The sequence below is a fragment of the Pseudomonas alkylphenolica genome (assembly GCF_004025535.1).
GTDB lineage: Bacteria > Pseudomonadota > Gammaproteobacteria > Pseudomonadales > Pseudomonadaceae > Aquipseudomonas > Aquipseudomonas alkylphenolica_A.
The window spans coordinates 91204-117188 of sequence record NZ_QJRG01000050.1; the positions used below are offsets into that span (position 1 = coordinate 91204).

20 protein-coding genes are annotated in these 25985 nt (G+C 63.1%); 6 read left to right on the forward strand and 14 right to left on the reverse strand.

The window, feature by feature from the left end; genetic code table 11:
- Positions 1-91 precede the first annotated feature (91 nt).
- Positions 92-1114, forward strand: coding sequence for a YeiH family protein (locus DM813_RS27325; RefSeq protein ID WP_128326523.1), 1023 nt, complete (start codon positions 92-94; stop codon positions 1112-1114).
- A 22-nt stretch (positions 1115-1136) separates the two neighbouring features.
- Here the strand turns inward: DM813_RS27325 and DM813_RS27330 are convergent, their stop codons facing one another.
- Positions 1137-4028, reverse strand: a complete 2892-nt coding sequence (locus tag DM813_RS27330; protein WP_128326524.1) for an HD domain-containing phosphohydrolase — start codon at positions 4026-4028, stop codon at positions 1137-1139.
- Between the two features lie 220 nt (positions 4029-4248).
- Between DM813_RS27330 and DM813_RS27335 the strand changes: the two genes are divergently transcribed.
- From DM813_RS27335 to DM813_RS27345, 3 genes are all read left to right on the forward strand, one after another.
- Complete coding sequence (locus DM813_RS27335) at positions 4249-5565, forward strand: alpha/beta hydrolase (protein WP_128326525.1); 1317 nt, start codon at positions 4249-4251, stop codon at positions 5563-5565.
- A 27-nt stretch (positions 5566-5592) separates the two neighbouring features.
- On the forward strand, positions 5593-5991 hold the full coding sequence (locus DM813_RS27340) for a hypothetical protein (protein WP_128326526.1): 399 nt from the start codon (positions 5593-5595) through the stop codon (positions 5989-5991).
- Positions 5992-6066: 75 nt separating this feature from the next.
- On the forward strand, positions 6067-7083 hold the full coding sequence (locus DM813_RS27345) for an alpha/beta fold hydrolase (RefSeq protein ID WP_128326527.1): 1017 nt from the start codon (positions 6067-6069) through the stop codon (positions 7081-7083).
- A gap of 16 nt (positions 7084-7099) precedes the next feature.
- Here DM813_RS27345 and DM813_RS27350 read toward each other — a convergent pair whose 3' ends face one another.
- The 4 genes from DM813_RS27350 to DM813_RS27365 form a co-directional block, all read right to left on the reverse strand.
- Complete coding sequence (locus DM813_RS27350; RefSeq protein ID WP_128326528.1) at positions 7100-8074, reverse strand: helix-turn-helix domain-containing protein; 975 nt, start codon at positions 8072-8074, stop codon at positions 7100-7102.
- Positions 8075-8169: 95 nt separating this feature from the next.
- Positions 8170-10260, reverse strand: a complete 2091-nt coding sequence (gene capA, locus DM813_RS27355; protein ID WP_128326529.1) for a caprolactamase subunit alpha — start codon at positions 10258-10260, stop codon at positions 8170-8172.
- A gap of 32 nt (positions 10261-10292) precedes the next feature.
- A complete protein-coding gene (gene capB, locus DM813_RS27360) occupies positions 10293-12038 on the reverse strand; it encodes a caprolactamase subunit beta (protein WP_128326530.1) in 1746 nt (581 codons plus the stop codon).
- Positions 12039-12321: 283 nt separating this feature from the next.
- Entirely contained in the window at positions 12322-13443 is a 1122-nt protein-coding gene (locus DM813_RS27365; protein WP_128326531.1) for an alkene reductase, read from the reverse strand.
- A gap of 154 nt (positions 13444-13597) precedes the next feature.
- Here DM813_RS27365 and DM813_RS27370 point away from each other — a divergent pair, with 154 nt between their 5' ends.
- Positions 13598-14524 carry a LysR family transcriptional regulator gene (locus DM813_RS27370; protein WP_128326532.1) on the forward strand — a complete coding sequence of 309 codons (927 nt, stop codon included), beginning with the start codon at positions 13598-13600 and terminating at the stop codon, positions 14522-14524.
- Positions 14525-14582: 58 nt separating this feature from the next.
- Here the strand turns inward: DM813_RS27370 and DM813_RS27375 are convergent, their stop codons facing one another.
- From DM813_RS27375 to DM813_RS27390, 4 genes are all read right to left on the reverse strand, one after another.
- Entirely contained in the window at positions 14583-15950 is a 1368-nt protein-coding gene (locus DM813_RS27375; RefSeq protein WP_128326533.1) for a DUF1329 domain-containing protein, read from the reverse strand.
- A 20-nt stretch (positions 15951-15970) separates the two neighbouring features.
- Positions 15971-17755, reverse strand: a complete 1785-nt coding sequence (locus DM813_RS27380) for a DUF1302 domain-containing protein (protein WP_128326534.1) — start codon at positions 17753-17755, stop codon at positions 15971-15973.
- Between the two features lie 86 nt (positions 17756-17841).
- Positions 17842-18213 (reverse strand): c-type cytochrome, encoded by a 372-nt coding sequence (locus DM813_RS27385; RefSeq protein WP_128326535.1) that lies wholly within the window; start codon positions 18211-18213, stop codon positions 17842-17844.
- Between the two features lie 118 nt (positions 18214-18331).
- On the reverse strand, positions 18332-19774 hold the full coding sequence (locus DM813_RS27390; RefSeq protein ID WP_128326536.1) for an arylsulfatase: 1443 nt from the start codon (positions 19772-19774) through the stop codon (positions 18332-18334).
- A gap of 209 nt (positions 19775-19983) precedes the next feature.
- Here DM813_RS27390 and qhpR point away from each other — a divergent pair, with 209 nt between their 5' ends.
- A complete protein-coding gene (gene qhpR, locus DM813_RS27395; protein WP_128326537.1) occupies positions 19984-20994 on the forward strand; it encodes an AraC-like transcriptional regulator QhpR in 1011 nt (336 codons plus the stop codon).
- Positions 20995-21035: 41 nt separating this feature from the next.
- Here the strand turns inward: qhpR and DM813_RS27400 are convergent, their stop codons facing one another.
- From DM813_RS27400 to DM813_RS27420, 5 genes are all read right to left on the reverse strand, one after another.
- Positions 21036-22499, reverse strand: coding sequence for a flavin monoamine oxidase family protein (locus tag DM813_RS27400; RefSeq protein ID WP_128326538.1), 1464 nt, complete (start codon positions 22497-22499; stop codon positions 21036-21038).
- A gap of 159 nt (positions 22500-22658) precedes the next feature.
- Complete coding sequence (locus DM813_RS27405) at positions 22659-23441, reverse strand: cyclase family protein (protein WP_128326539.1); 783 nt, start codon at positions 23439-23441, stop codon at positions 22659-22661.
- On the reverse strand, positions 23428-24426 hold the full coding sequence (locus DM813_RS27410; protein ID WP_128326540.1) for an NAD-dependent epimerase/dehydratase family protein: 999 nt from the start codon (positions 24424-24426) through the stop codon (positions 23428-23430). Before DM813_RS27410 ends, DM813_RS27405 begins: the two co-directional genes overlap by 14 nt.
- A complete protein-coding gene (locus DM813_RS27415; RefSeq protein WP_128326541.1) occupies positions 24417-25409 on the reverse strand; it encodes a fumarylacetoacetate hydrolase family protein in 993 nt (330 codons plus the stop codon). Before DM813_RS27415 ends, DM813_RS27410 begins: the two co-directional genes overlap by 10 nt.
- The gene (locus tag DM813_RS27420) at positions 25406-25978 is read right to left on the reverse strand and encodes a cupin domain-containing protein (RefSeq protein WP_128326542.1); all 573 of its coding nucleotides are present in this window, start codon (positions 25976-25978) and stop codon (positions 25406-25408) included. Before DM813_RS27420 ends, DM813_RS27415 begins: the two co-directional genes overlap by 4 nt.
- Positions 25979-25985 lie beyond the last annotated feature (7 nt).

Below are 25985 nucleotides of genomic sequence, written 5' to 3' on the forward strand. Positions count from 1 at the left end.
TCAGCTTTCCTGATATGACCAATAAGAATATATAGCTTCATATAGGTTATAAGAGATTGCAAGCTAACGTCACCACAAACGAGGTGTCGTTATGCTTGTTCTCAGTCGTACTCAGCTTCCCTATGGCCTGCTTACCGGCGTCACCGGCAGCCTGGCCCTGGCAGCCCTGGCCATGTGGCTGTCGACGTCACCGTTGTTGCAGGGCAGTGGCGTGGGCACCTTGACCCTGGCCATGCTGCTGGGGTTGGCCATCGGCAACCTGGTGCCGGCCACCGTCCATCGTGCCGCCGCGGCGGGCGTGCAGTTGTGCAAGCAGCCTGTGCTGCGCCTGGGTGTAGCGCTGTATGGCTTCAGGCTGACCGTGCAGCAGGTGCAGGCGCTGGGTGTGCAAGCGTTCGTCACCGACGCGCTGCTGATTCTTTCGACCATCAGCCTGGCCATCTGGCTCGGTACCCGGGTGCTGGGCATGGAACGCGGCACCGCCGTGTTGATTGGTGCCGGCCATGCCATCTGTGGTGCTGCGGCAATTCTGGCCAGCGCCGGGGTGGTCAAGGCCCGCAATGACCAGGTCGCGATTGCGATTGCCTGTGTGGTGCTGTTTGGCACCTTGGGCATGCTGCTGTACCCCTGGCTGTTTACGGTGATGCCCGGCCTGTTCGGCGACAGCCATGGCTTTGGCATCTTTACCGGTGCAACCCTGCATGAAGTGGCGCAGGTGGTGGCTGCCGGGCAGGCCATGGACCCGCAAGCCGCCGAGGCGGCCGTGGTGGCCAAGCTGATCCGGGTACTGCTGCTGGCACCCTTTCTGCTGGGGCTGGGCTTGTGGTTGAACCGCAAAGCCGAGCATGGCCACGGCGCAACGTCGGTCACGGTACCGGTGTTTGTACTGGGCTTTATCGCCTGCATGCTGATCAATTCGTGGCTGCCACTGGATCAGCGCCTGCATCAGGTACTGGTCAGCCTCGACGACCTGTTGCTGGCGGCGGCGATGGCCGCACTGGGGTTCAGCACACGCCTGGTCGACCTGCGTCAGGCGGGGCTCAAACCGCTGATTCTGGCCGCTGCGCTGACCTTGCAACTGATGGTTGTGGGTGGACTGCTGACCCTGCTGTAGGGACCTGGATACCTTGGCTGTCTCAACTGACATTGCGTGACAGCCCCGCCACCTCATCCAATGCCGCCAGGTAAGACTGGATGTCGATCTCATCCAGCTGTTCGCGGCGCAGAAACTGCTCGCCGTACTCTCGGTACACGCCGCTGACGAGAAACACCCGAAACAGTTCGGCATCAATGTGCTGGTCGCGGGCCATGGCACTGAGGATCTTCAAGGACTCGGACAGGGTCTTGGCGGGTTTGTAAGGCCGGTCCGCGGCGCTCAGTGCTTCGAAGATGTCGGCAATCGCGATCACCCGTTCGGCAATGCTCATGTCGTCTTTACGCAAGCGGCGCGGGTAACCGGTGCCGTCCATTTTTTCGTGATGGTTGCCGGCGATGTCCGGCACCCGCCTGAGGTTGCGCGGCAGCGGCAAGGTGTTGAGCATGATGATGGTCTGCACGATGTGCTCGTTGATCTTGAAGCGCTCTTCGTCGGTCAGGGTGCCGCGCCGAATGCCGAGGTTGTACAGCTCGCCGAAGTTGTAGGCCTGCGCCGGCAGGCGCATGTCGAAGCCCCACAGGTTACGTGGGTCGTGCTTGTCGACCGGTGGCTTGCGTTCGCCCCAGGGCACCAGGTGATCGGCCCGGTCGGCGAGTAATCGTTCCTCTGCCGGCAAAGTCGTCGGCGGCACCGCCGCCAGGCGTTCGGCTTCATCACGGGACAGGCCCAGGCGGTTGTCGAAATGCCGGAACCAGCGCCGGGCGCCGATCTGCTGAAGGCGCTCGACGTCCTCGTCGCGCATGAACTCGCCACCAATATTGGCATTGGCAATAAACGCGAACTCTTCCTGCAGTACTGCCTGCCGACGCTGGAGCGCTTCTTGCGCCGCCTGCGGATCGTCGCCGGCTGCAATCGCTTTCCAGTAATCCAGTTCGGCATCGCGCCAGAGTACTTCGAAACGGGTGCGCACCTCGTGGATGCGGTTGTACAGGGTCTCCAGCTTGGTTGCCTTGTCGACCACGTGTTCGGGGCTGGTGACCTTGCCGCAATCATGCAGCCACGCTGCGATCCTGAACTCGTAGCGCTCCATTTCGCTCATGGTGTAGTGGGCAAAAGGGCCGCTTTGCGCGGCAATGACCTTGTCGATGAGCATCTCGGCCAGTTGCGGCACCCGCTGGCAGTGGCCCCCGGTGTAAGGGCTCTTGGCATCCGTGGCATCGGCCAGCAGTTTGATGATGGCGTCCAGCAGGCGTTGCTGCGACTCGATCAACTGGCGCGTCTCGATGGCCACCGCCGCCGCGCCGGACAGTTCCTGCACAAACCGGCGAAACGGTTGCTGAACACCGCCGGCCTGTTGCTGGGTGGGCCCCAGCTGCAACACCAGCAAGCCCAGCAGTTGCCCGCTGCGGTCGTTCAAGGCAACTGCCAGGTGTTGCGCGTCACTGTTCAGGGCCTGGGCCACGGCGGTGTCCAGGTCGCTGGCGCTATCGACCGCCAGGTGCAACTCAGCGGGGTATTGGTCGCCGCGACAGTGCGCCGTGAGGCGCAGGGTGTCGGCGTCATCGCCATACAGATACACCGCGCCGCCACTGACGGCGGTCGCATCCACCAACTGGGTGAGGACGCTGCTGAGCAGGTTGTCCAGGTGCGTTTCGCGGCTGAGCGTAAGGGTGATTGCCTGGAAGTTGTTGATGGTGCGCGACATGCTGCCCAGTACCTGACTGAGCTCGCGCACTTCGGTAATTCGTGATTCCACCCCCACCGGCCGGCCGAAATCGAAACTGGCCAGCCCGCGCACCTGCTGGGTCAGTGCCTGCAACGGCTGGCCAATGCGCCGGGCCAGGTACCAGCCGACCAGCAGCAACAGCGCGATCAATGCGCCGGCCCATAGCGCTTGCTCCAGCAGTACCTGCCGTGCCCCCATCAGCAGTTCGCTGGCCGGTACCGCGATCAGCACCCGCACATCGTGCTGGGTAAAGGTCGACAACGGCACCTGCATGCCATACCAGTCCTGTCCCCCGGCCCGGAAGCGCTTGGGCCCGGTACCGTCATCCGGATTGGCGTACAACCAGTCGAGGCTTTCCACGCCCAGTTCGTTCAGACGTGACAATCGAAGGGATTCGCCATCTTTCACCACCACGCGCTGCAGATCGTTATAAACCACCACATTGCTCGCGCTGTCGACCACGGCCATTTCGGTGCCGGGGGTCATGCGCAGGTCTTCGACCTCGCCGCCCAGGTCATTGACCGAAGCATCCATGCCCAGCACCGCCGCGCCGTCAACACTGCGCTGCGACAAGGTCAGGCCGATTTCACGGGTGGTAAAGAACACATAGGGTTTGGTCAGCACCGTGGTCGTTGAATCCATGCTCCCGGAAAACCACGGCCGTGTGCGCGGATCAAAGCGGTAATCGGCTTTTATCTCGTTTTTGAGCAGCGCCAGCTGCGGATCATAGAAACGCCATGCACCCTGGTACTGGCCGTTCTCGCCCAGGCTGATGCTCTGCACAAGGTAGGCCGAGCCGGGTGGTGCCTGCAGGTGCTGCTTGACCGAATCGTCGCGCAACACCCGCACCAGCAGGAATTCACCGTTCGGGTAGCCGACATACACCGCGCTGAGCATCTTGTTGGCGTTCAGGCTGGCGACCAGCAAGGGCAAGCGTTCCAGCCGTTCGGGCAGGTCTTTGGCCTGGGAGATGGGGTCATAGGCCATCAGCCGGATCGAGCTGAGTGCCGGGTCGATCAGGCGCTGGGCGCGTTCGTTGATGGTGCGGCTCAGTTGGTGCGCTGAGTCGCCGGAAGCGGCCACCAGTGCTTGTTCGATACCGCGATAGCCCTGATAGGCAAGCACGCCGCCGAGCACCAGGGTACTGAGCATGATTGCCAACGCGATGAGCAGCTGCAGGGAAAACCCGCGACCGGGGAAGTTCATGAATGGGTCCTTGCTGGGCACGCGTTCTGGTAACGGCTGCTCTATTGCGCATTCGCCAACGGCGCGGGGCGGATACGTCTGGTAATGCTAGACCAGCTCCTGCCAGGGCGCACGGTCCTGGCTTGAAGGGTGGGGTGGGTACACCCCCATCCAGCTGAGTGGGGGGCTGCACCGGTGGTTGTCGATAGGCTGTTGGCAGCACTCAGCCGAGGGACAGTGAATGACCGCGCCACACGAGCCACCCGCAGCGAAACGTCGTAACCGCTCCAGACCAGGTCGAGGTGACGTAAGCGGCATGCCGCTGGTGCGCCGCGCGCAGCGGCCTGATCGCGATGCCCGCGCGTTTCTGCGCATCCTTAATGTGGCCACGCGCCTGCGTCCGGTCGAACGCTATTCACTGCGCGAGTTGCGTGAGGTCTGGCGCCTGACGGCACTGGCCCTGAGCCGGCAGCCGCGGGTGGCGACGGTGACCGACGTGGTCATTGAGGGCCCGGCAGGGCCCATCGAACTGCGTATTTTTGCCCCGCAACAGCGTGATCAACTGCTGCCGGCATTTCTCTGGTTCCATGGCGGCGGGTTTGTCGTCGGCGGCCTGGATACTGCTGAATCGATCTGCCGCAGCACTGTCTGCAACGCCGATTGCATCAGCATAGCCGTGCGCTATCGGCTGGCCCCGGAACATGACCTGGCGGCAGGGCGCGAAGACTGCCTGGCAGCGCTGCACTGGATCGCCGAGCACGGCGCTACGCAGGGGATCGACACCGCGCGCCTGGCAATCGGCGGTGATTCGGCTGGCGGCAATATTTGCGCAGCCGTGGCCCAGGCCGCCGTGAGCCACGGTGGCCCGGCGTTGTGCCTGCAGGTGCTGGCGTATCCGGCGACTGACCTTGTGCAGGAGTTTCCTTCCTTCGTCGAAAATGCCCAAGGCTTCATGATCACAGAGACCCTGCTGGCGCAGATCAAACACACCGTTGCCGCCTCGTTTGAGGCGCTCAACCCGCTAGACCCCTGGTTGTCACCACGGCGCAGCGAGAACTTCGGCGGCCTGCCGCCGGCGGTGATCATCAGTGCCGGTTTCGACCCTATCCGCGACGACGGCCTGGATTACGCCGCACGCCTGCGTGCCGCCGGGGTGGCGGTGGAGCTGGTGCACTACGCCGGCCAGTTCCATGGCTTTCTTAACTTTGACGCCGTTATCGGCGCTGGCCGCGACGCCCTGCAGCGCATGGGCGATTCATTGGCCGCAGCGTTTCGCGGCGAACAGGCACAGGACCGCACGCTGGAGATCAGCGACTCACCTGTTGCGCGACCTTCGGGGCTGAGTGCGGCCACCGCAGAGTTGACGACATCGGGCCTGATGACCTGGGTCGCCACCGAGCGCTGGAGCAGCACGCTGTTGCGCCAGGTGTCGCCCACGGCAGTCAGCACCACGCGGGTGGTGTTGCGCCCCTTGTGCCTGCCACTGGCCTTGATGCGCCGTCACCTTGTCGCCCGGCTGGACCAGCGGGTCGCTCACCGTACCTTCCCAGAAACCTGACGCGGACCAAGGAGTACTGCTGTGGGGATGTTTGATCCATTCCAGATCTGGCGTGAAACCCTCACCCTGATCGAAGGCGAAATCAATTCGCTGGCTTCGCGCAAGATGGAGACGGCCGAGTTCGCCCAGGCGGCCAACCAGTTCAACAAGGTGTCCTTGGGTATGCAGCATGTACTGGAGCGTTCTTTGGCCAGTGTCCTGCGGCGCCTGGAGTTGCCCAGTCGCACTGAAGTCGATGCGCTTGCCTGCGCCGTGCAGCGTATCGAAGACAAGCTCGATCAATTGACACCCGCTCCCGTCAAGCCTTCGCATGCGCTGCGACCAACGCGTACCCGGCGCCCACCGCCAAACGTCGCGAAAGCGGCGACAAAGCCGGTGAAAAGAACCCGTAAACCGGTAACCCCGCCTGCAGCACAAGAGGAGTGAATGATGGCTTCTACTCATACGGGTCGTGGTAAAAGCCCTACGTTTACAGGCCGGCTATGCACTGAAGTCGAGCGGATGATCAAACGTCGCGTGAAGGGGCTGGAATACCTCGGGTCGCCGGGTCCTGCGGTCGGCACCACCCCCAGGACACTGCTGCATCGTCGCGGCACACTCAGCCTGTACCGTTATCAGGCGACTTGCAGCGACGTGTATCGGGTGCCGTTGCTGCTGGTGATGGCGACCACCAACAAGGCTTACATCTTTGACCTGGCCGAACGCCAGAGCCTGATCGCGTACCTGCTCGGGCGTGGTTACGACATTTATGTAATGGACTGGAACGCGCCGACCCGGGTCGAGCAGCAGTTGCGCATCGAAGACTACGTGCTCGACTTCATTCCCGATTGCATTGGCCGGGTACAGGCAGACGCCGGGGTCGAAGAGGTCACGCTGCTCGGCTACTGCATGGGCGGTGTGTTGTCGACGCTATATGCCGCCCTGCATGCCGACGGGCCGCTGAAAAACCTGGTGTGCTTCACCACGCCGGTGGACTGGTCGCAGATGAGCTGGTCGCGGGGCATCGCCAATCAGCGCTATTTCGAGGTCGATCGGCTGGTCGACAGGGTGGGCATCATTCCCGCCGGGATGATCATGAACGCGATTGACCTGCAGCGCCCGGCTGGCCGCATCGCCGGGCAGTTGCGCCTGTGGGACAACCTGTGGAATGACGCCTATGTGCGCAACCACCGCATGATGATGCGCTGGGGGCGCGATTCCTTGCCGCTGGCCGGCGAGTACTACCGGCAGATCATCAAGGAACTGATGTGGAAGAACAGCCTGCTCGAGGGTGGCCTGTGCATCGCCGGGCAAGCGGTCGACCTGGCGAAAGTCCGCGTGCCCTTGCTGCATATCATCGCCGAGCACGACACCCTGGTGCCGCCAGCCTGTGCCCAGCCGCTGGTGGCAGCCGCAGGTTCAGCCGACAAGCAGGAAATCATCCTGCCAGGGGGGCATGTCAGCCTGGTGGCGGGGCCGGCAGCGAAGAAGCGTATGTGGCCGGCACTGGATGAGTGGCTGGGGCAGCGCTCGATGTGATCCTGTGCAACTGCCCTCAGGCACGACCCGCCGACAGCCGTGCTGCTCCGCTGCGCACCTCGCTGGCGGTGCAGCCAAAGTGTTGGCGAAAGCTGCGGGTGAACTGCGCCTGGTCGCTGAAGCCCCAGCGCATCGCCAGCTCACCGATGGTCAGGCGGCAATTGGGGTCGTTGAGGGCGGTGTTGACGGCTTGCAGGCGTTGCTGACGAATCCACTCGCCGAGACTGTACGGGGTGCTGCTGAAGAGTTTGTGCAGGTAACGCACGGACAGACCGCAGGCCTCGGCAACCATCGGCGGGGCCAGGTCGGGGTTGCCCAAGTGCTGCTTTACATACTGTTCGATGCGTTGCAGGTGCATCGCCGCCAGGTTTGAGCTTTCACTGGTGAGCACGCGCTCGTCGTCGCGCAGGGCCATCAGCAGGGTCGCCAGGGCTTGCTCCAGGAGCATGTGCCGGACCGGTTCGGCGCACTCGTCAAAACGCGCGGCGCACATGGCCAGCTGGTCGACGAAGATTCGCCCCAGGGCACGCTTGGCGTCAAAGCTGAACCGCGTATAGCGCTCGGCACCGCGCAATTGGCCGTGCAGCGCGCGCTCGGGCAGCTTGAACACCCACAGGTCGTTGTCGCAGGAGTAATGAAAGCGGTAAGGCGCATCGCCCCGTTCGAAGATGAAACCACCGGGCTGACAACGCAGCGCGCGACCGTCCTGCTCGAAATGCACTTCACTGCGCCGCGGTACGGTGACCAGGTAACAGGCTTCGCGGTCTTCACTGACCTGGGCTTTGCTGCGCGAATAGCCCAGCTGGCTGGAGCGCAGGCGCGACAAGGTCAGTGGCGTGCTGGCGGTTTCCCAGATTTGCAGGGTGCCGCTGAAGCGATCACTGGCCGAGAATTCCAGCGACAGGGGGAAATAGGCACTGGCAATGGCCTGCGCCCACAGCGGCTGACGCTGGTTGTCGGGCCAGGCACGGGTGCTGAGTCGATGGGCCATGGCTGTCCTCGTATGGTTTTTATTATGAGGACGGTGCCGAGGCACAAGCCATCGGCACCGCTGGTTGGCCATCATTGGTCATTGCCGGCGGGTGGTCAATCCTGTGGCGTCAGCCGGTAGGTGGCCGACGGTGCCAGGGTCGCCTGCCAGCCCGGCGGCACGACAATGTTGGTGGTCAGTTCTTCGATCACGCACGGGCCTGTTACCGTTTGCCCGGCGTGCAGGCGCTCGCCGTTGTACACCGGGGTGTCCTGCCAGGGCGACTGGGCATCGAACAGCATGGGCCGCACGCCACTGGCCTTGGCCGCCGTTGCTTCCTCAGGGCTTGGCAGCGTTGGCATGGGCGGGCGTTGCAGGCGCGCGATCACCGAACACTCGAGGTTGACCAGTTCTGCCGGGCTGTCTGGCTCGCTGTAGGAGAACAATGCCTTGTGCCGGGTATGAAAGGCATCGCGCAACGCGGCCAGCCCGGCGGCGTCCAGCTGATCGCAGCTGAGCTCGACACTGCATTCGTGCACCTGGCCCAGGTAACGGATTTCCAGGGTGTACAGGCATTCAACGTGGTTGTCGGTGCCAAAACCATCGTCGCGCAGGTTGCTCATGCCGCGCTCGCGCAGTTCGCGCAAGGTCTGGTTGAGCAGCGGCAGGTTCACCAGGTTGTCGTCCAGGCGCATTGGCAGGCTGGTCAGCTGGTCGTAGCGGATGTCCGAGAGAATCTGGCCATAGGCGCATAGCCCGGAGGCCACTTTCGGGATCAGCACCACCTTGCTGCCGATTTCCTCTGCCAGGCGCATCACGTGCATACCGGCCGCGCCGCCGGCGCCGATGAGGGCGAAGTCGCGCGGGTCATAGCCACGCTCCACCGAGACCCGGCGAATGCCGCTGACCATATTCAGGTTGACCAGGGTAATGATACCGATCGCCGCCCGTTCAACGCTGATACCCAACGGCTCGGCGATTTTATTGCGGATTGCCTCGATGGCGGCTTTGCGGTTGAGGCGGATGCTGCCGCCAAGTAACGCGCCGTCGGCCAGGTAACCCAGGGCCAGGTTGGCGTCGGTGACGGTCGGTTCGGTGCCGCCCTTGCCGTAACACACCGGGCCCGGGTTCGCCCCGGCGCTACGCGGGCCGACCTGGAGCATGCCGAAGTCGTCGAGGTAGGCAATCGAACCGCCGCCGGCACCGAGGGTTTCCACCTGGATCATCGGCACGCCGATGCGGTAGCGCAGAAAGTCGGTGTCTTTGCTGAAGTTGGTCCGGCCTGCCTTGCTCAGGGTGATGTCGAACGAGGTGCCGCCCATGTCCACGGTGATGACGTTGTCGATACCGAACGGCTGGGCTACGCACAAACCCGCTTGCGGCGCCGAGGCAGGGCCGGAGTTGATCGCATTGACCGCGCGTTCGCGCATGACCACGCCCGGTGCCAGGCCGCCGTTGGACTGGAAGTAACGGGTGGGTTGCTGGGCGCCGAGTTCTTCGAACAGCGCGTCGATCCGTTCGATGTAGCGGCCCATCACCGGGCTCAGGTAGGCATTGACCACCGTGGTCGAGGTGCGGGTGTATTCGCGGATCTGCGGGAACACTTCATTGCCGGTGCACACGAAGACATCGGGCAAGGCGGCGCGCACCATGTCGGCGGCGCGCTGTTCGTGGGCCGGGTTGCGCACCGACCAGACGAACGAAATGGCCACGGCGGCGACGTTCTGTTCACGGAAGTAGGCGATGGCATCGGTAACGGCCTGCTCGTCAAGCGCGGCATATTCGCTGCCGTCACTGAGGATGCGCCCGCCGACCGGCCGGCGCAGGTGACGCGGCACCAGCATGTACGCCGGCGGGTAGGCGGCATCGTAGCGGTGCCCGTCTTCCTTGTGGCCCAGGCGGATTTCCAGGCTGTCTTCGTGGCCTTCGGTGCACAGCAGGCCCACCTTGACCCCGGTTTTTTCGATCAGCGCGTTGAGCGCTACCGTGGTGCCGTTGATGCACAGGTCGCAGTCGCCAACGATCTCGGCGGGTGTGCGGCCAATGGCATCGGCGATTTGCGCCAGGCCATTGCGGATGGCAATGGTGCCGTCCTGCGGGGTGGAGGGTGCCTTGAACAGCTGCACGTTGCCGCTGCGGTCGGCGAGGATGAAGTCGGTGAAGGTGCCGCCGGCGTCGATACCCAGGCGATAGTGTTGCTTGGTCATGATCAGGGATTCCAGAGTAGGGGCCGGGAAGGTCAGCGCGAAGTTCGGCAGGCGTGGGTGGCGGAGTCATTGACCTGACCGCTGTCGTCGATCACCACGCCATACTCCAGGCGGGCGCCTTCTACCGACACCAGGCCGTTGCGCACATCGCTCAACACCTGGGCCACCGGGCGCTGCAGCGGGTTGCCGTAGCCACCGCCACCGGGGTTGATGTTGATCACCCGCTCACCGGGTTGCGCGGTGATGTGTGCGTTATGGATGAAGTGTTGTTCCTCACCGTCGCGCTTGCGGTGAATCAGGCGGCCGAGCTTGGGCTCGAGCAGGACGTTGGTGGCGCCTGCCGCGCCGGAGGTTGGCAGTTGCCTGCCTTCGCCAAAGCCCACCACGGTCATCGGATGGTTCAACGGTTCGATCTCGATGCGCGTCCCGGAGCCGCCGCGATATTCGCCCGCGCCGCCGCTGTCGGTCATCAGGCTGTAGCGGTGGATGAGGATCGGGTAGGAGTACTCCAGCAGTTCGATATCGCCGGACATCAGCGCGCCGAAACAGCACAGCGGCCCGCACGCCGGCCAACCGTCCATGGCCTTGTTGGCGCCGGCGCCGGAGATGATCGAGGCGAGCACCATGGTCACGTATTCATCGTTGTTGTTACGCGGGTCATGGCCAGCGATGTTGATGCCGCTGGCGTGCCCCCACGAGGCCGTGACCCGCTCTGGCGCGGCCTGCTCCAGCGCGCTGCGCACGGCGTCGGCCAGGGTCTCCATGGGTGTGGTGGTGCTGTTGACATGCGGCGCCGGCTCGCGGGCGTTGCACAAGGTGCCCGGCGGCCCGAGGTCGACCGACACACAGCGGTACAGCCCTTCGTTGTAGGGCGGGGGCACCTGGGCAAACATCATCAGCCCCAGGTACACGCCCGATACCGAGTTGCCGGCATAGGAGTTGATGAAGTAGGGCACTTGTGGCGGGCTCTCGATCAGCACATGCGCCTCGTCGCCGCGTATCTCGACTTGAGCGGTGATCGACAACTCGCCCAGGCCGTGGCCCGAATCCTCCAGCACGGCGGTGCCGGTGTAGACACCGTCGGGGACATCGCGCAGCAACGCGCGCATGTGGCGGTCGGCCATGTCTTTGAGCTCGGCAACGCAGGCACGGACCTGTTCCACGCCGTAGCGGTCAAGCAGTTCGAGCAGGTGCCGCTCGCCGACGTTGCAGGCGCCGTACTGGGCGTTGAGGTCGCCTTCCTGATAGGCGCGGGCGCGCATGTTGGTCAGCAGCAGGTTGATCACGTCTTCACGCCGCTTGCCCTGCGACCAGAGCTTTACCGGCGGAATGCGCAGGCCTTCGGCATAGATTTCCTTGGCGTCGGGGTTGTAGCCGGCCGGTACCGGGCCGCCGATGTCGGTCAGGTGGCCCTTGCACACGGTCCAGAACACCAGTTCACCGTGGTAGAACACCGGCTTGTACATGCAGCAGTCGAGGATATGGCTGCCGTTATAGGCCGGGTCGTTGTGGTAGATCACATCGCCGGGTTGCACGTCATCGCCGAAGAACCCGGCCACGCATTTCATCGCCGGGATCAGCGAGCCCAGGTGAATCGGGATGTCCTGACCCTGCAGGATCATTTCCGGGAGGTGGTCGAAGAGGGCGTTGGAGTAGTCGTGCGCCAGGTTGAAAACACTGGAACGCCCGGTTTTTTCGAGGGTGATGGTCATTTCGCGCTGCGCGGTTTCGAGCGCACCGCGCACCACCGCCAGGGTGATCGGATCTACTGTACTCATGGGTCACCAGAAATCTTGTTGTTATTCAGGTGGAGGTCAGGACGAACGTCTAACCCACGATACAAAGCTACGTGCTCAAGCCCGGGGCTGGCTTGGCGTGCAGTGCACTGGTTTTTGATCGGCAGTGCACACTGGCCGGTGATGGCGGGAGGGAAGTGATGTTTGTTCTACCTTCCTGAAATTTGCGCTGCATGTTTTCGCGGGTAAACCCGCTCCCACAGGGCCTGCAGGGATGCTGAAAATGCAATGTACCTGTGTCACAGGCCCCTTGGCTTACCTGATATCAGCCGAGGTAAGGCGCGTAGTCCACGTAACCGTTGATACCGCCGCCGTAGTAGGTGTCGCGATCGGCCGGGGTCAGCGGCCAGCCATTTTTCAGGCGTGCGACCAGGTCCGGGTTGGCAATGAACGGCTGGCCGAACCCGGGCAGGTCGATCAGGCCGCTGTCGACCAGCGCCTGCGCCCGTTCCAGGGTCAGGTCGCCGGCCAGAATAAGCGCAGTGTTGCCCAGATCCTTGCGGCAATTTTGCAGCAGCTTCTTGATCGCTTCATCGCGAACCTGGGCACTTTCAGCCGCGAGGAAGAAGTTGGTCTGGTCCATGACATGGACATAGGCAATGCCGCGCTGACCCAGCCCGGCGCACAGCGCCGCATAGGTTTCGTCGATCTCGGGGTACAGCGGCATGTCCATCAACTGGCCGTAAGGCGAAATACGGATGCCCACGCGCTCTTTGCCGATACGCGCGCACACGGCGTCGACCACTTCGAAGGCGAAGCGCAGGCGGTTCTCCAGGGTGTCGGCGGCGTACTGGTCGGTACGGTCGTTGACCAGCGGGTTGAGGAACTGCTCGACAATGTAGCCATTGGCGCCATGGATTTCGACACCGTCAAAGCCGGCTTCAATCGCATTGGCCGCCGCCTGGGCAAAGTCCCGGACCACGCGGGCAACGCCTGCGGTGCTCAAGGGTTGCGGAACCGAGGTGGCGACAAAACCCGGGTTGCCCTGTTCATCGTAGCCAAAGGCAACGGCGCCCTGGGCGACCTTGCTACTGGCGCTGACAGGGGCCTTGCCGCCTTCCTGAATCGAGGTGTGCGACACCCGGCCGACATGCCAGAGCTGCGCGTAGATCTTGCCGCCGACGCTGTGCACGGAATCAGTGACCAGTTTCCAGCCGGCGATTTGCGCCGGGGTGTAGATCCCTGGGTTGAACAGGTAGCCCTGGCCCTCACGGGAGATCGGTGTGCCCTCCGAGACGATCAGGCCTGTGGTGGCGCGCTGGGCATAGTAGAGGGCAGTTTCGACAGTGGCGATATCGTCAGGCGACCGTGAACGGGTCATTGGCGCCATGACAAAACGGTTGCTGAGTACGTCGTTACCTAGTTTGAACGTTTCGAACAAGCTCATGCGTGAGATTCCATCAAGTGTATCGGTTGGAATAGGGGCGATTGCCGCTTTGCGTCAGAATGCCTTTCCACTAGGATATTGAAGAATCTGCAATTGATCTGAGGAGAAAATTACCAAGTGTCAGGAATTAAATTCATCAATAGCGGAGTCTGACGTGTATTCTTCCGAGCGCCTCAAAGGCATCGACGTGTTCGTCATGGTGGCCGACCTGGGCAGTTTTACTGCAGCGTCGGAACGCCTTGGCCTGACCAGTTCGGCCATCAGCAAGGGCATCGCCCGCCTGGAGCAACGCATCGGTACCCGGCTGTTCAACCGCACCACGCGCCGTTTGGCCCTCACCGAAGCGGGCACCACCTTTTACCGCACCTGTACCGCCGTGCTGGCAGACCTGGAAGAGGCCGAGCTGGCCATCGCCAGCGAATGCAGCGAGCCCCATGGGCGCATCCGCATCGATCTTCCGGCGTCGTACGGGCGCCTGCATGTGCTGCCACTGATTCTCGAGTTCATCGAGAAGCACCCGTTGCTGCAGCCGCATATATCGTTCTCCGACCGCTTCGTCGATCCGCTGCACGACGGCATCGACATTGTCGTCAGAATCGGCGGCACAGACGCCTGGCCTGCCGCGCTGGGGCATCAGTACTTTGGTGCGCAGCGCCTGACCTTCTGTGCGTCTGCGCAGTATTTGAAAGTGCATGGCGTTCCCACCACGGAGCGTGACCTTGAACAGCATCAGTGCATTGGCTACCTGCAAAGCGACGGGCTGGTAGGGCCGTGGTTCTTCAAGGGCGAACTGCCGGGTGAAATGGAGCGTCGGGTGGTGCACACGCGGATGGCAGTAGGCGATGGTCAGGCAGAGGTCGACGCGGTGCTGGCCGGGCATGGCATTGGCCAGCTGCCGACCTGGCTGGTGCACCAGCACCTGCAGTCGGGCGCGATCATCGAAGTGCTGCCGGACCTCGCCACCGATGGCTTGCCGATGAACCTGATATGGCTCAAGAGCCGGGAGAACCTGCCCAAGGTCAAGGCGCTGATCGACTACCTGGGTGAGCGACTGGCCGCGCACGGCACGCATAAGCGCTGAAAACCGAACGGGGCGTCATGTCGACGCCCCGTTCAGTTCACGCTGAATGCTGCTTGATTCAGCGCAGGCCGTCGGTGCGCAAGGCCGCCGGGGTGAAGTCGTAGTACTTCGCCACCTGGCCATACTGCGTGGTGCTCGGTTCTTCGTTGCGCATGCCCAGTGCCAGGTAACGTCCGGACATCAGGTCGTACAGCGTTTCCACCGCCAGGTAAGAGGTCTGTTGCGCGTAATTGAACAGCGCATGGCCTTCGGCGACACGCCACAGTTGGCCACGACCGTCATAGTGGTCGACTTCGGCGAGCTGCCAGGTGTCTTCATCCAGGTACATGTGGCGCTTGGAGTACACATGGCGGCTGCCCGGCTTTAGCGTCGCCACCACTTCCCAGACCCGGTGCAGTTCGTAGCGGGTGTGATCAGGATTGATGTGCCCGGCCTGGACGATATCGTCGTACTTGAGTGTCGGCGACTCCAGTTCATAGCTGTTGTAGGGGATATACAGCTCTTTTTTGCCCACCAGGGTCCATTCGTAGCGATCCGGGGCGCCGTTGAACATGTCCAGGTTATCGGCGGTGCGCAGGCCATCAGAGGCTGTGCCCGGGCCGTCGTAGGCAATTTGCGGTGCCCGCCGTACGCGACGCTGACCGGCGTTGTATACCCAGGCCAGGCGCGGCTCGACGGTCTGGTTGACGGTCTCGTGGGCGAGCACGGCGGTACCGGCCAGGCGAGCCGGCGCGGTGACCCGCTGCTTGACCATGTAGAGGATGCTGCCTTTGCGCTCGGGCGGGAAGTCGGCGATCTGCTCCGGGTAAACCTGCTCTTCCTCGAAGCGCACCGGGGTGTAGGCACCGTTTTCCTGCGGAGTGACCTGGATATAGCTGCGCTTGTAGTTGCCGCCCACATAACGGGTAATGTGGTTCCACAGCACTTCTACGCCGTTCCTGGGGATGGGGAACGCGTAGTAGCCGCTTTTTTCAAAGTTGCTCAGGCCATCGCCGTTGTTGGTTTCCTGCACCTGCACGGCACTCTTACGTGCCGCGTCCATGATGCCCGCAGGCACGGTAGCGCTGCGGTGGGTAGGGTAAACGGGCATGCGGTAGGTGTTCGGGTAGCGCTTGAACAGGGCCATCTGACCGTCGGTCAACTTGTCCCGGTATTGTTCGGCGTTGCTGGCGGTAATGACAAACAGCGGCTTTTCGCCGGCAAACGGGTTGGCAAGGAAACCGCTGGCCGCGACCTTGCCGGCGTCTTTGGGCAGCCCCCCGGTCCAGGCCGGAATGCTGCCATTGGCGTTGGCTTCTTTTTGCGCACCCAGGGGCGTCAGGGTGGTACCCAGGCGGGCAGCTTCGTCAGCCGGGACGGCGGCCATTACCTGGCTGGCCAGCAGGCTCAAGGCAAGGATGCAACCTTTGGGGAAAGTGGATTTCATGAACGTATTCCTGAGCATGGTTAGAAGTTCACGCCGACGCTGAGCGCGACGAAATCCCGATCGATGTCGGTGTTGAAATCGCCGCCGAAGTTGTTGGTGTAACTGATGCTGGCGGTGTAGGTGTTGCGGTAGTCGGCATCCAGGCCCAGGCCGACGGACTTGGCGCCCTCGTTGAACACTGGCCCGTAGCCGTCGACGTCATGCGACCAGAACAGGTTGGGCACCAGGTTGACCCCGGCGAACACGTCGCTGTACTTGAGGTTGGCGAAGGCGCGATAACCCCAGGAGTTGGCGGTGTAGTAACCGTGACGGCTGCCCTGGGTGATGTCGCCGTAGACCGAGTCGCGGCCGTAGCGTTGCTTGTCGAGCGATTCCAGGCCACCGATGTGGGTCAGGCCGAATTCCGCCGCCAGGCTCAGCGAGGTGGCGCCCAGCACCGGATCGAACACATGCAGGAACGAGGTCTGCGCCTGGGTCATTTCCTTGCGCCGCCAGCCTTGCAACACCTGGCCTTCCTCGGCCGGCACGGTCGGTTCGACATCGGCGCCAGTCAGCGCGCGGAAGGTGGGGTTCAATGCACCGCCGAAGAGGTCGGCCGTGTTGATGCCGACGGGCGTGTTGGGCCGGTAGCTGATCTCGCCGCTCCACGCCGTGCCGGTCGGTAGCTCGGTGGCGAAGCTGGCGCCATACAGGTGGATGTCTTCCGGGTAATCGAGGAAGTAACTGGTATTGCCCGCGCCGGTTGCCAGGCCAAGGGCGAACTGCAGGTCGGGATCGAGTGCGGCGAAGCCCGGATCATTGTTGATGAAGTCAGTGACGCCACTGGCCGTACGCAGGCTGAAGCGCGGTGCGCGGGAGTGGTAGTTGATGTAGTAGGCGCCGTACTCGACACCATCGCCCAGCCAGCGCAAGGCCATGCCGTACTGGCCGCTGTCGCGCGGGTCGTTGTTCTTTTCGCGGCGCACGATCACGCCTTCCGGGTTGCTGATGCCAAAGCCCAGCCCTGCAGCGGCGGCTATCGGCTCCAGTGGCGCGACGCCCGCCAGGCCGCCGTTGAGGTTGTTGTTACAGCCCTTGGCCACGGGGTCGGCGCCAAAGAAGGTGCCGCAGTTGTCCAGGGCATAGGGCTTCCATTGCAACTGGTAAAACGCCTCGAGGCTCAGGTTGTCGGAGATGCCCTGGGAGATATAGAACATGTTGACCGGGATCAGCCCCTCCTTGAGCTCGGCGCCGGGGCGGCGCAACGCGGCGACGTCGAGGGGGTTGATCGAGTTGATCGAGTTGCCGATGAACAGGCTTTCACCCCAGCTCACCACCTGCTTGCCCAGGCGCACGTCGCCCGGGTGCTCGGCCAGCTCGTAGCGTTGCGAGACGAAGGCATCGAGGATCTGCGAACCCGAAGAGCGCGCCGACATTTCCCGGCCATCGTCGCTGACCGGCTTGAACGGCCGGTTCTCGTCCTTGAGCTCGAAGTCATACCAGTACTTGCCGCGCACAAAAGCCCGGGTATCGCCGTAGCTCAGCTCCAGGTCGTGAACGCCCTTGAAGATCTTCGAGAAGGTTTCGCCTTTCTTGAAGTTCAGGCGGCCGTCGTCGCCAGACGAGGAAAAGCCGCTGCCGCCGTTGCTGGTGTCAATCAGCTTGTTGCTGGCGCTCTGGGTGGACCAGCTGGTGCCGATGGACAAGGCCGAGTCGAACTGGCCCTGCAGCTCACCGACGGTGAATGCGGCGGCGAATGTCGCGGTGAAGGGGCTGGCCGACAAGGCTGTGGCCAGCACATAACGCTGCACATGGGTGTTGCGCACGGGGTGTTTCCTTATTGTTATTGTCACCTTGGCAAGCCTGCGAGTGCGCTTGCCGGTTCAGACTGCTGCGCGATTGCTGCTGGGGGTTAGCTGTGCTGTTGCAAAAAACACAGCACGGCCTGGCGTTCTTCAACCTTGCGCAGGCCGCCAAAGGCCATGGTCGTTTCCGGGAACAGCCGGGCGGGGGCTGTAAGCCACTGGTCGATCATTTCCGGGCTCCACGCGCGCTTGGCGCCCGCCAGGTCACTGGAGTAGGTAAAACCCGGCACCGAGCCGACCGGTCGCCCGACCACGCCGGCCAGGTGCGGGCCGACGCGGTCACTGTCCAGGGCATGGCAGGCGCTGCATTTGGTCTGGAAAAGCTGTTGGCCAGCCACGGCATCGCACTCGGCGGCCAGGGCGGTAAAGCTCAGGGTCAGCGCGGTGGCGGCGACCAATGGGCGGAGAAGGGGCTGCATGAACGTTCCTTAAGGGTGCACGTTGCGGGAGCGTTAAAGTGGCAGCGGCAGCGTTTTTTGAATCGTCGTGGCACGCCAGTGACTTGTCATGGCGTGCCAATCGATGGCGGGGAGAGGGTTAACGGGGCGGGGTGTAGGGATCCGGCGTGCCGGGCTCGATCGGCGGGTACTGTTTGAGGCTACCCTTGAAGTCAGCAACGATGCGCATCATCGGGTGCAACGCCCAGGAGTTCTCGATGATTACGTTCTGCTCCTCACGCAGGTCGGTCAGCAGGTTGTAGAGCCGCGGCGCCGAGAGCTGAAGCGGAGGATCGAACATGCTTTCCTGCTGATAGAAATGCAGCTTCCAGTTGCGCCACTTGACCGCCTGCAAGCGGTCAGCGACGTAGGCCGGGAAGCCCTCGCGGTTGGAGTTCGGCTGTTTGCCGCTGAAATAGTCCAGCTGATCGACGCCATCCACCGCCCGGTCCGTGGGTATTTGCGCGCCGCCAGCATGGGCCAGGGTGGTGTACAGGTCGACGATGTGTACGACCTCGTTGCTGACTTTTCCGCGGGGTGAGTGGCCTGGCCAGCGCAGGATGAAGGGGGCACGCAACGAGGCTTCCATCGCGGTGAAGTAAGTGCCGCGCCACGGACCGTTGGCGCCGGCCCACGGTTGCACCGCTTCACCCCCGTTGTCGCTGGTGAAGATCACCAGGGTGTTGTCGGCGACGCCAGCGGCCGTCAGGGTGTCGAGCAGTTGCCCGGTGCGGTAATCCATTTCTGCCAGGGCGTCGGCCCACGAGCCGTTGCCGGTTTTGCCGGCGAATGCCGGGTTCGGCTGGGTGGGCATGTGCATCAGCGAGAACGAGATGAAGGCGAAAAATGGCGTGCCACTGTCGGCATTGCGCTTGATGAAGGCGCTTGCCCGATCGGCTATTTCTTCGTCGAGGGTGCGGCGGCTGGCCAGGTTCAGGGTTTTCACCTTGCGTGGCGCTTCACCCCGACGGGCGTCATAGATGGATTGAGGCGGCACCAGTTGCTCGTCCCAGCCTTGCTTGCTGCCGATGGCCGGCCACAGACTGTGGGTGTCATCGGCATGACTCCACATGGCTTCGTCGTAGGTCCGTGGCACGCCATAGAACTCATCGAAACCCTGTTGCGTCGGCAGTCGCGCATCGCTGCTGCCCAGGTGCCACTTGCCCCAGATACCGGTGGCGTAGCCGCGGCCTGCGAGCAGTTCGGCGAGTGTCACCTCCCACAAGGTCAAGCCGTCTGCTGCGCCGCCGCCAGGTACCCTGGACGTCCCGGAACGGATCGGGAAGCGCCCGGTCATCAGCGCCGAACGTGACGGCGTGCACTGGGGCTCGACGTTAAAGTTGGTCAGGCGCATGCCTTCGCTGGCAAGCGTGTCGATGCGCGGCGTCTCGGCACCGCGCAGCACGCCGCCGCCATAGGCACCCAGTTCGCCATAGGCGAGGTTGTCGACCATGATCAGGACAATGTTGGGTTTTGCAGGCATGGCCAGGCAGGGCAGGCTCAGCAGCACGCCGAGCAGCAGGCAGGGCAGTCGATGTTTCATGGGCACTCCGTAGCGGCGTGAAAGGTCCGCTGCACAGTCCTGCAGAGCGCAATTGTATGCTTGCCCTCAGGTGCCAGTCTTTTGTCATTGGGCGCCGTTTCACGCAGCGGTTGCCTGCCCAGTGCAATCTGCGCCGGACCGTGGCATTGTCACAAAAAAATACATCGAGCCGACAAGGTGAAGATGAGCCGTTTAGGAGCGCAACGACGATGGCCCGCTTGAACTACACCGTTTACGCCGAAGCCTTGCTGTTGCGGTATGCCGAGGTGTTTCGGCCGTTTCTCGGTCTGGCGGGCTTGTCTTCGGAAGTGCTTGAACGCCCCGACGCGATCATCCCGTTGAGTAAATACACCGCGTTGCTGGAAATTACGGCGGCGCATACGGACCCTGACCTGGGTTTGCACCTCGGGCTGGGCCTGCCAGGTGAGGCGCCTCAAGCCAGCCTGCTGGGTGGCTTCGGGCACGCGGCGCGCAGCGCTGCGAGCGTGCGTGCCTTGCTGGAGTTCGTCACGCGCTACATGGTGGTTCACGCCCAGGCCAACGAGTTTACCTGGCAGCTGCGCGGCAACCTGCTGGAAATGTGCTATCGCCTCACCGACCCCAGTATCACCGAGCGTCGCCAGGATGCCGAGTACGCCATGGCGGTGTTGTTCACCCGCCTGAGAGCCTACACGGGTGATCGTTTTGCCCCTGTTCGGGTCGACTTCGTCCACCCGCAACCGGCCGACATCACCCAGCACCGCCAGGCCTTCCAGTGCCCGATACGTTTTGATCAACCCGGCAATGTACTGGTCTGGCCGGCGGCGATGCTCGACGCGCCATTGGTCACGGCGGACCCCAGGTTGTTTCAGGCGTTGCTGCCGGGGCTTGAGCAGGAGCGCAGGCGGCGGCTTGCCGACAGCGACCTGTCGATGCAGATCAGCCTGGCCATCGAGGCCGATCTGAAGGGCGGCAAGGTCGGGCTGGAGGAAGTGGCGTCACAGCTGTGCATGAGCAAACGCACCCTGCAGCGACGGCTCAGCGAACTGAACGTGGAGTTCAACGAACTGGTCGAAGACGTACGCCAGGCCAGGGCCATGACACTGGTTCGCCAATCGTCGTTGAGCCTTACCGAAATTGCGATGCAGCTGGGCTACAACGAGGCCAGCTCGTTTACCCGGGCATTTCGGCGCTGGACCGGGCTGACGCCGCGTGAGTACCGCCAGCAGATCCAGCACTAGCCGATAGCCGGGGCGCGGCTATCGGCAGGCTTTCCGGGCTATCAGCCGAGCAGCTTCTGCGTGCGCTTGGCGGCCTGGCCGCCGGCAGCGATGGCGCCATCGATGAAGCCGCGCCAGCCTTCGCCATGGTCGCCCTGGCCGAAGATCACCCGGCCGCGGTCCTTCTGGAAGTGGTCGTAATATTTGCCCAGCCAGTTGGGCTTGTAGCTGCAATAGGTGCCCTTGGAATAGGGGTCGAGTGTCCACTCATAGCCGTAGCAGGCTTCTACTTCCATGCCCGGGAAGAACTGACTGACCACCTGTTGCACCGCGTCTTTGTCCTGAATGTCGAGCTTTTCCGGGTCGCTGCCGAAACCCACGAAAATGGTGTGGTCTTCAGCCTTGGCGTAGGTAACCAACAGGTTAAGCGGCTGTTTCGAGTCGGCGATGCCGAGCAGTTTGCCCTCGGTTGGCAGCTTGCCTTTGGTGCGAACGAACACTTTGATCCCGCTGCCACTGTGACCTTCCTTGGCGGCCTCCACCAGTGCCGGGTCGAGCGCGGGAGTGAAGGCGATGCGCGGCAGCACGTTCATCGGCACCGCGACGATCACCGCGCCCGCCGACAGGGTATCGCCTTGCTGGGTGGTCACCAGCACGCGGTCGCCTTGCTCGACCACCTTTGTGACCGGCGAAGACAGGCGTACCTGCGGCTTGCCGTCGTCGACCATGGCGTTGATCAGGCTGACGGTGCCGTCCTTGAAGGTGTAGTGGCCCAGGGAGTCGACGAACAACGACAGGTCCCAGCCCGGCAACGACCACCAGCGCACAGCATCGGCGTAAGAAGCGCGATCGCTGGTGGTGTGTGCAGCGCCGGCGACATAGGCATCGACGATCGTGCGTTGCAACGGGGTGAGCTTGAGCTGGGCATAGCGGTCGGCGGCGGTCATGCTGTCGACGGCGAGCAGCTCGCTCCAGGTGTGCTTGGCGTCGTAAGGGCGCTCCCAGAGTTTGCGGCCTTCCGCGAAGTAGGCGTTTACCGCCTGGGCGACGGTTACCAGGTCTTGCCCCTTGAGCTCGACCCGCTTGCCCTCATGAAGCACGTAGATGGTCTGCTGGTCTTCAACGAACGGTTCGGGGGTTTCCTTGAGCTTGAGGCCGTAGCGTTGTACCTCGCTCCACACGAACGGTTGCGTCCAGTGAATCCAGGTGCCACCCAGTTCGATCTTGTGGCCGGCGAACTCACTGCTGAAGGTGCGCCCGCCAAGACGGTTGCGTGCTTCCAGGACCAGGGTCTTGTAGCCGTTCTTCATCGAGTCGCGGGCGGCGGTAATACCGGCAAAGCCACCGCCGATGACGATCACGTCGTAGTCGCAATCAGGTCGCTTGCTGGCGCGCTGTGGCGTGTCCGCAAAGGCAGTGCCCTGCGGCACGGCCGCTACCGTGGCCACCGCACCGGCTGCGCCTACCACGCCTGCGTTGCGGAGAAACTTGCGGCGGCTGACGCCGGTATTGTGATGCTTGTCCATAACCACACCTTTTATTCCGGGATTGATAGTGCTGGGGCTCGCCGCAGCCTGCCGGAATCGGGTGTGGTTCGATTGTCGAGGCACGCCAACCTTTTGCCATCGGGTGCCAAGTCGAGCCGGGCAGGCCTACCGGGCTCGATTGAACAGGTGCTGCCTACTTCATTCGAACAACGCTACCGCGCGAACAAAACCCGCCGAGGCATGGCGAATTTTGTAGGGGAAACACGAAACCCAGAAACCCGACGCTGGCAGCTGATCCAGGTTGGCCAGCTTCTCCATTTGCCCGTAACCAATGTCACGCCCGGCCTTGTGCCCCTCCCAGATGATCGAAGCGTCGCCCGACTCGGCGAAGCGCTCGCGGGTGTACTTGAACGGGGCGTCCCAACTCCAGGCGTCCGTACCGACCACGCGTACGCCGCGCTCCAGAAGATACAAGGTGGCATCACGCCCCATTCCCACGCCCGCGTCCAGGTAACCCGGCTGCCCGAACAACTCACCGGCGCGGGTGTTGATCAGCACGATTTCCAGTGGGCTCAGGCTGTGCTCGATGCGCCGTAACTCTGCTTCCAGGTCCGCTACGGTGACCACGTGACCATCGGGCAAGTGCCGGAAGTCGAGTTTTACCCCGGGCTGCAAACACCAGTGCAGCGGCAGTTCATCGATACCAAACGCCGGTTTGCCGCCATCCGTTGTCGATGCATAGTGCCAAGGGGCATCCATGTGGGTGCCGCTGTGCGTGGTGATGGAGAGGCGCTCTGCCGCCCACGACTCATTGCCGGGCAGGTCTTCTTTGCGCAACCCGGGGAACATTGCCGCCATTTCCGGCCAGCCTTGCTGGTGGTCCATGTAATCGATGCGCGGGAGCAGTGGCGGTGGGTCGGTATAGGGGTTGTTGTCGAGACAGACCGACAGATCGAGCATGCGGCACTTATTCAGGTTCATGGACAGCGACTCCGGCGTTGGGTGTTGTCGATGGGGTGGAACGCGGTTTCAGGTTCAATGCATTGCGCAGCAATGCCGCGGCGGAGCCATCGTGTCGAAAGCCGATGGCACGGGCGCGGGGGGCGCGAAGGGGAGGCAGGCGCCCGAACAGACGTTCCAGCTGTGGGTCGGGTTTGAAGCGAATGTGTGCGCCGTTGTTCTGGCCAAAGCGGGCACCCAGTGCATCGAGCACCTGGGCAATGGACAACTGAAGCACCGGTAGCTGCCATAGACGTTCATGCGCCAGATTGTTGAGTTGCGCCGCGTGCAGCAGGTTGTCCACGCAGCAGCGCGCCGACATCCACCAGGCCGTGGCCTGGGGTGATACCGGACAGTCATAGGCATCACCGGCTGCAAAGGCATGCAGCAGGTCGCTCATGAACGCGGATTTCAACTCGTTCGACTCACGCGGGCGCGCTACGATGCCGGGCAGGCGCAGCACGCGACCATCGACTTCGCCCCGGCGTGCCAGGTCTTCGATGGCAATCTCGATCATGCGCTTGTGGGCCGCATAGGAGAGCTGAGGCTGTGAGACCTGCGACTCGTCCATCCGTGCCGGCAGGTCACCGCCGTAAACGGCAACGCTGCTGGCGTAGACCAGCACCGGCGGGCGGTGGTGATTGCGCAACTGGTGCAAGAGCTCAAGGCTGGCTTGCAGGTTGACCTGGTAACCGAGTTCATAGTGCGCCTCGGCAGCGCCGCCGGGAACGCTGACGAGGTGAAACACCACGTCAATGCCGTCGGCCAGCACTCTGCGCAGCAGCGCAGGATCAGTAATGCTGCCGCTGTGGCGACGTAGCCGGCGGTCTTCGGGGAAGCCCTCCAGCGTTTGGTCGAGCAGCAGCAGCGCGTCGATTTTCTGCCCGCGCAGTTCACCCTGTTCAAGCAGGCGGGCAACCAGTTCACGGCCGACAAAGCCATTGGCGCCACTGACCATCACGCGCATGGCCAACCTCCTTGCACCACGCGCTGGTCAATGGCACCAAACAGTATCTCGCCGTCCAGGCCTCTGGCTTCCATGCGTACCCGGTCACCGAAGCGCATGAACGCGGTGCGCGGCGCACCCTCGGCAATGGTTTCGATGGCACGGCGCTCGGCAATGCAGGCTGATCCGACGCTGCGATCACTGTTGGACACGGTGCCGGAGCCGATCAGCGTGCCAGCGCTCAAGGGGCGGGTCAGCGCGGCGTGGGCTATCAGCTGGTGAAAGCCGAAGTGCATGGCGCCGCCATGCGGATGGCCGAACCACTGGCCATTCCACTGAACCTGCAACGGCAGGTGGACGCGGCCATCGCACCAGGCGTCGCCCAGCTCGTCCGGGGTCACGGCCACAGGGGCAAAGCTGCTTGACGGTTTGGCCTGGAGGAAACCGAAGCCGGTTTTCATCTCGCGTGGTGCCAGGGCACGCAGGCTGACGTCGTTCAACTGCAGCAGCAGGCGCACATGGCGCAGTGCCTGTTCGGCCGGGCAGCCCATGGGGACCGTGTCCAGCAATACGGCAAACTCGCCTTCGAAATCGATGCCATGTGCTTCGCTGGGCAAAGGGATGTCTGCACGCGGGCCAAGGAAATCGTCGCCGGCGCCCTGGTAGATCAGCGGAATGCGTTCGACTCCCTCAATGGGGGCGAGGTTGAAGGCTTTCTGCATCAACTCGCCATGGCTGAGGAAGCAGGAGCCGTCCAGCCATTGCCACGCCCGTGGCAATGGCGCCAGCAACTGCTCGACAGCCAGTGCAAAGCTGCCTGCGGCCTCATTGTCATTCAGGCGGCGATACAACTGCTCCAGCGCCGTGTGCACGTGCTCCCAGTTATCCAGCGCGGCCTGCAGGGTCGGGGCTATGGCGCTGGCATCTACCGCGCGCAACAGATCGCGGGACACCACGAGCAGGCAGCCGTCGCGCGTTCCGTCATTGAGCGTGGCCAGCTTCATGGCAGCAGCTCCTGCAGGTTGGCGGTGTAACGGCCGTCGAGCAGGATGAATACCATCCTCGCCATGTGTTCGGTGCGGTTGCTCCAGGCGTGGTTGGTACCGCGCTGCACCACGATGTCACCGCGTTTGAGGTGCACCTCTTCGTCGTCGAGCACCAGCCAGACTTCACCTTCGGTGACGACGCCGTAGTCCAGTGTTTCGGTGCGGTGCATGAGTTTGTGCCGGGACTGGGCGTTACCGGTACCGGCGTGGGACTGGCCAATTTCAGCGAACGCCGCTGCGGCATCCTCGGCGCTGACCTGGTTTTGCACGCTGTCCGGCGGGATATCCACCACGCGAATGACACTGCCCAGAGGCCCGGGACTGAGCTGCAATGGCTGGGCCGTAGGGTCATCGGCATTGTCCAGCGGAGCCGGCGAAGTGGTGCTGTTCCACACCTCGTAGAAAACCGTGCCAGGGACGGCCTTGAGCGGGAAATTGTTCGGCGTGGCGCCGGCGCTTGCGATCACGGCCAGGCCCTCGGCGTTGTGGCCGGTCACGATGCGTTTGAAACCAGGAAGTTGTTGCATGACTTCT

Bases quoted from the DNA above. Each gene is read 5' to 3' on its own strand.
- DM813_RS27325 (WP_128326523.1), top strand. From the start codon at position 92: ATGCTTGTTCTCAGTCGTACTCAGCTTCCCTATGGCCTGCTTACCGGC.
- DM813_RS27330 (WP_128326524.1), bottom strand. From the start codon at position 4,028: ATGAACTTCCCCGGTCGCGGGTTTTCCCTGCAGCTGCTCATCGCGTTG.
- DM813_RS27335 (WP_128326525.1), top strand. From the start codon at position 4,249: ATGACCGCGCCACACGAGCCACCCGCAGCGAAACGTCGTAACCGCTCC.
- DM813_RS27340 (WP_128326526.1), top strand. From the start codon at position 5,593: ATGTTTGATCCATTCCAGATCTGGCGTGAAACCCTCACCCTGATCGAA.
- DM813_RS27345 (WP_128326527.1), top strand. From the start codon at position 6,067: ATGATCAAACGTCGCGTGAAGGGGCTGGAATACCTCGGGTCGCCGGGT.
- DM813_RS27350 (WP_128326528.1), bottom strand. From the start codon at position 8,074: ATGGCCCATCGACTCAGCACCCGTGCCTGGCCCGACAACCAGCGTCAG.
- capA (WP_128326529.1), bottom strand. From the start codon at position 10,260: ATGACCAAGCAACACTATCGCCTGGGTATCGACGCCGGCGGCACCTTC.
- capB (WP_128326530.1), bottom strand. From the start codon at position 12,038: ATGAGTACAGTAGATCCGATCACCCTGGCGGTGGTGCGCGGTGCGCTC.
- DM813_RS27365 (WP_128326531.1), bottom strand. From the start codon at position 13,443: ATGAGCTTGTTCGAAACGTTCAAACTAGGTAACGACGTACTCAGCAAC.
- DM813_RS27375 (WP_128326533.1), bottom strand. From the start codon at position 15,950: ATGAAATCCACTTTCCCCAAAGGTTGCATCCTTGCCTTGAGCCTGCTG.
- DM813_RS27385 (WP_128326535.1), bottom strand. From the start codon at position 18,213: ATGCAGCCCCTTCTCCGCCCATTGGTCGCCGCCACCGCGCTGACCCTG.
- DM813_RS27390 (WP_128326536.1), bottom strand. From the start codon at position 19,774: ATGAAACATCGACTGCCCTGCCTGCTGCTCGGCGTGCTGCTGAGCCTG.
- qhpR (WP_128326537.1), top strand. From the start codon at position 19,984: ATGGCCCGCTTGAACTACACCGTTTACGCCGAAGCCTTGCTGTTGCGG.
- DM813_RS27400 (WP_128326538.1), bottom strand. From the start codon at position 22,499: ATGGACAAGCATCACAATACCGGCGTCAGCCGCCGCAAGTTTCTCCGC.
- DM813_RS27405 (WP_128326539.1), bottom strand. From the start codon at position 23,441: ATGAACCTGAATAAGTGCCGCATGCTCGATCTGTCGGTCTGTCTCGAC.
- DM813_RS27410 (WP_128326540.1), bottom strand. From the start codon at position 24,426: ATGCGCGTGATGGTCAGTGGCGCCAATGGCTTTGTCGGCCGTGAACTG.
- DM813_RS27415 (WP_128326541.1), bottom strand. From the start codon at position 25,409: ATGAAGCTGGCCACGCTCAATGACGGAACGCGCGACGGCTGCCTGCTC.
- DM813_RS27420 (WP_128326542.1), bottom strand. From the start codon at position 25,978: ATGCAACAACTTCCTGGTTTCAAACGCATCGTGACCGGCCACAACGCC.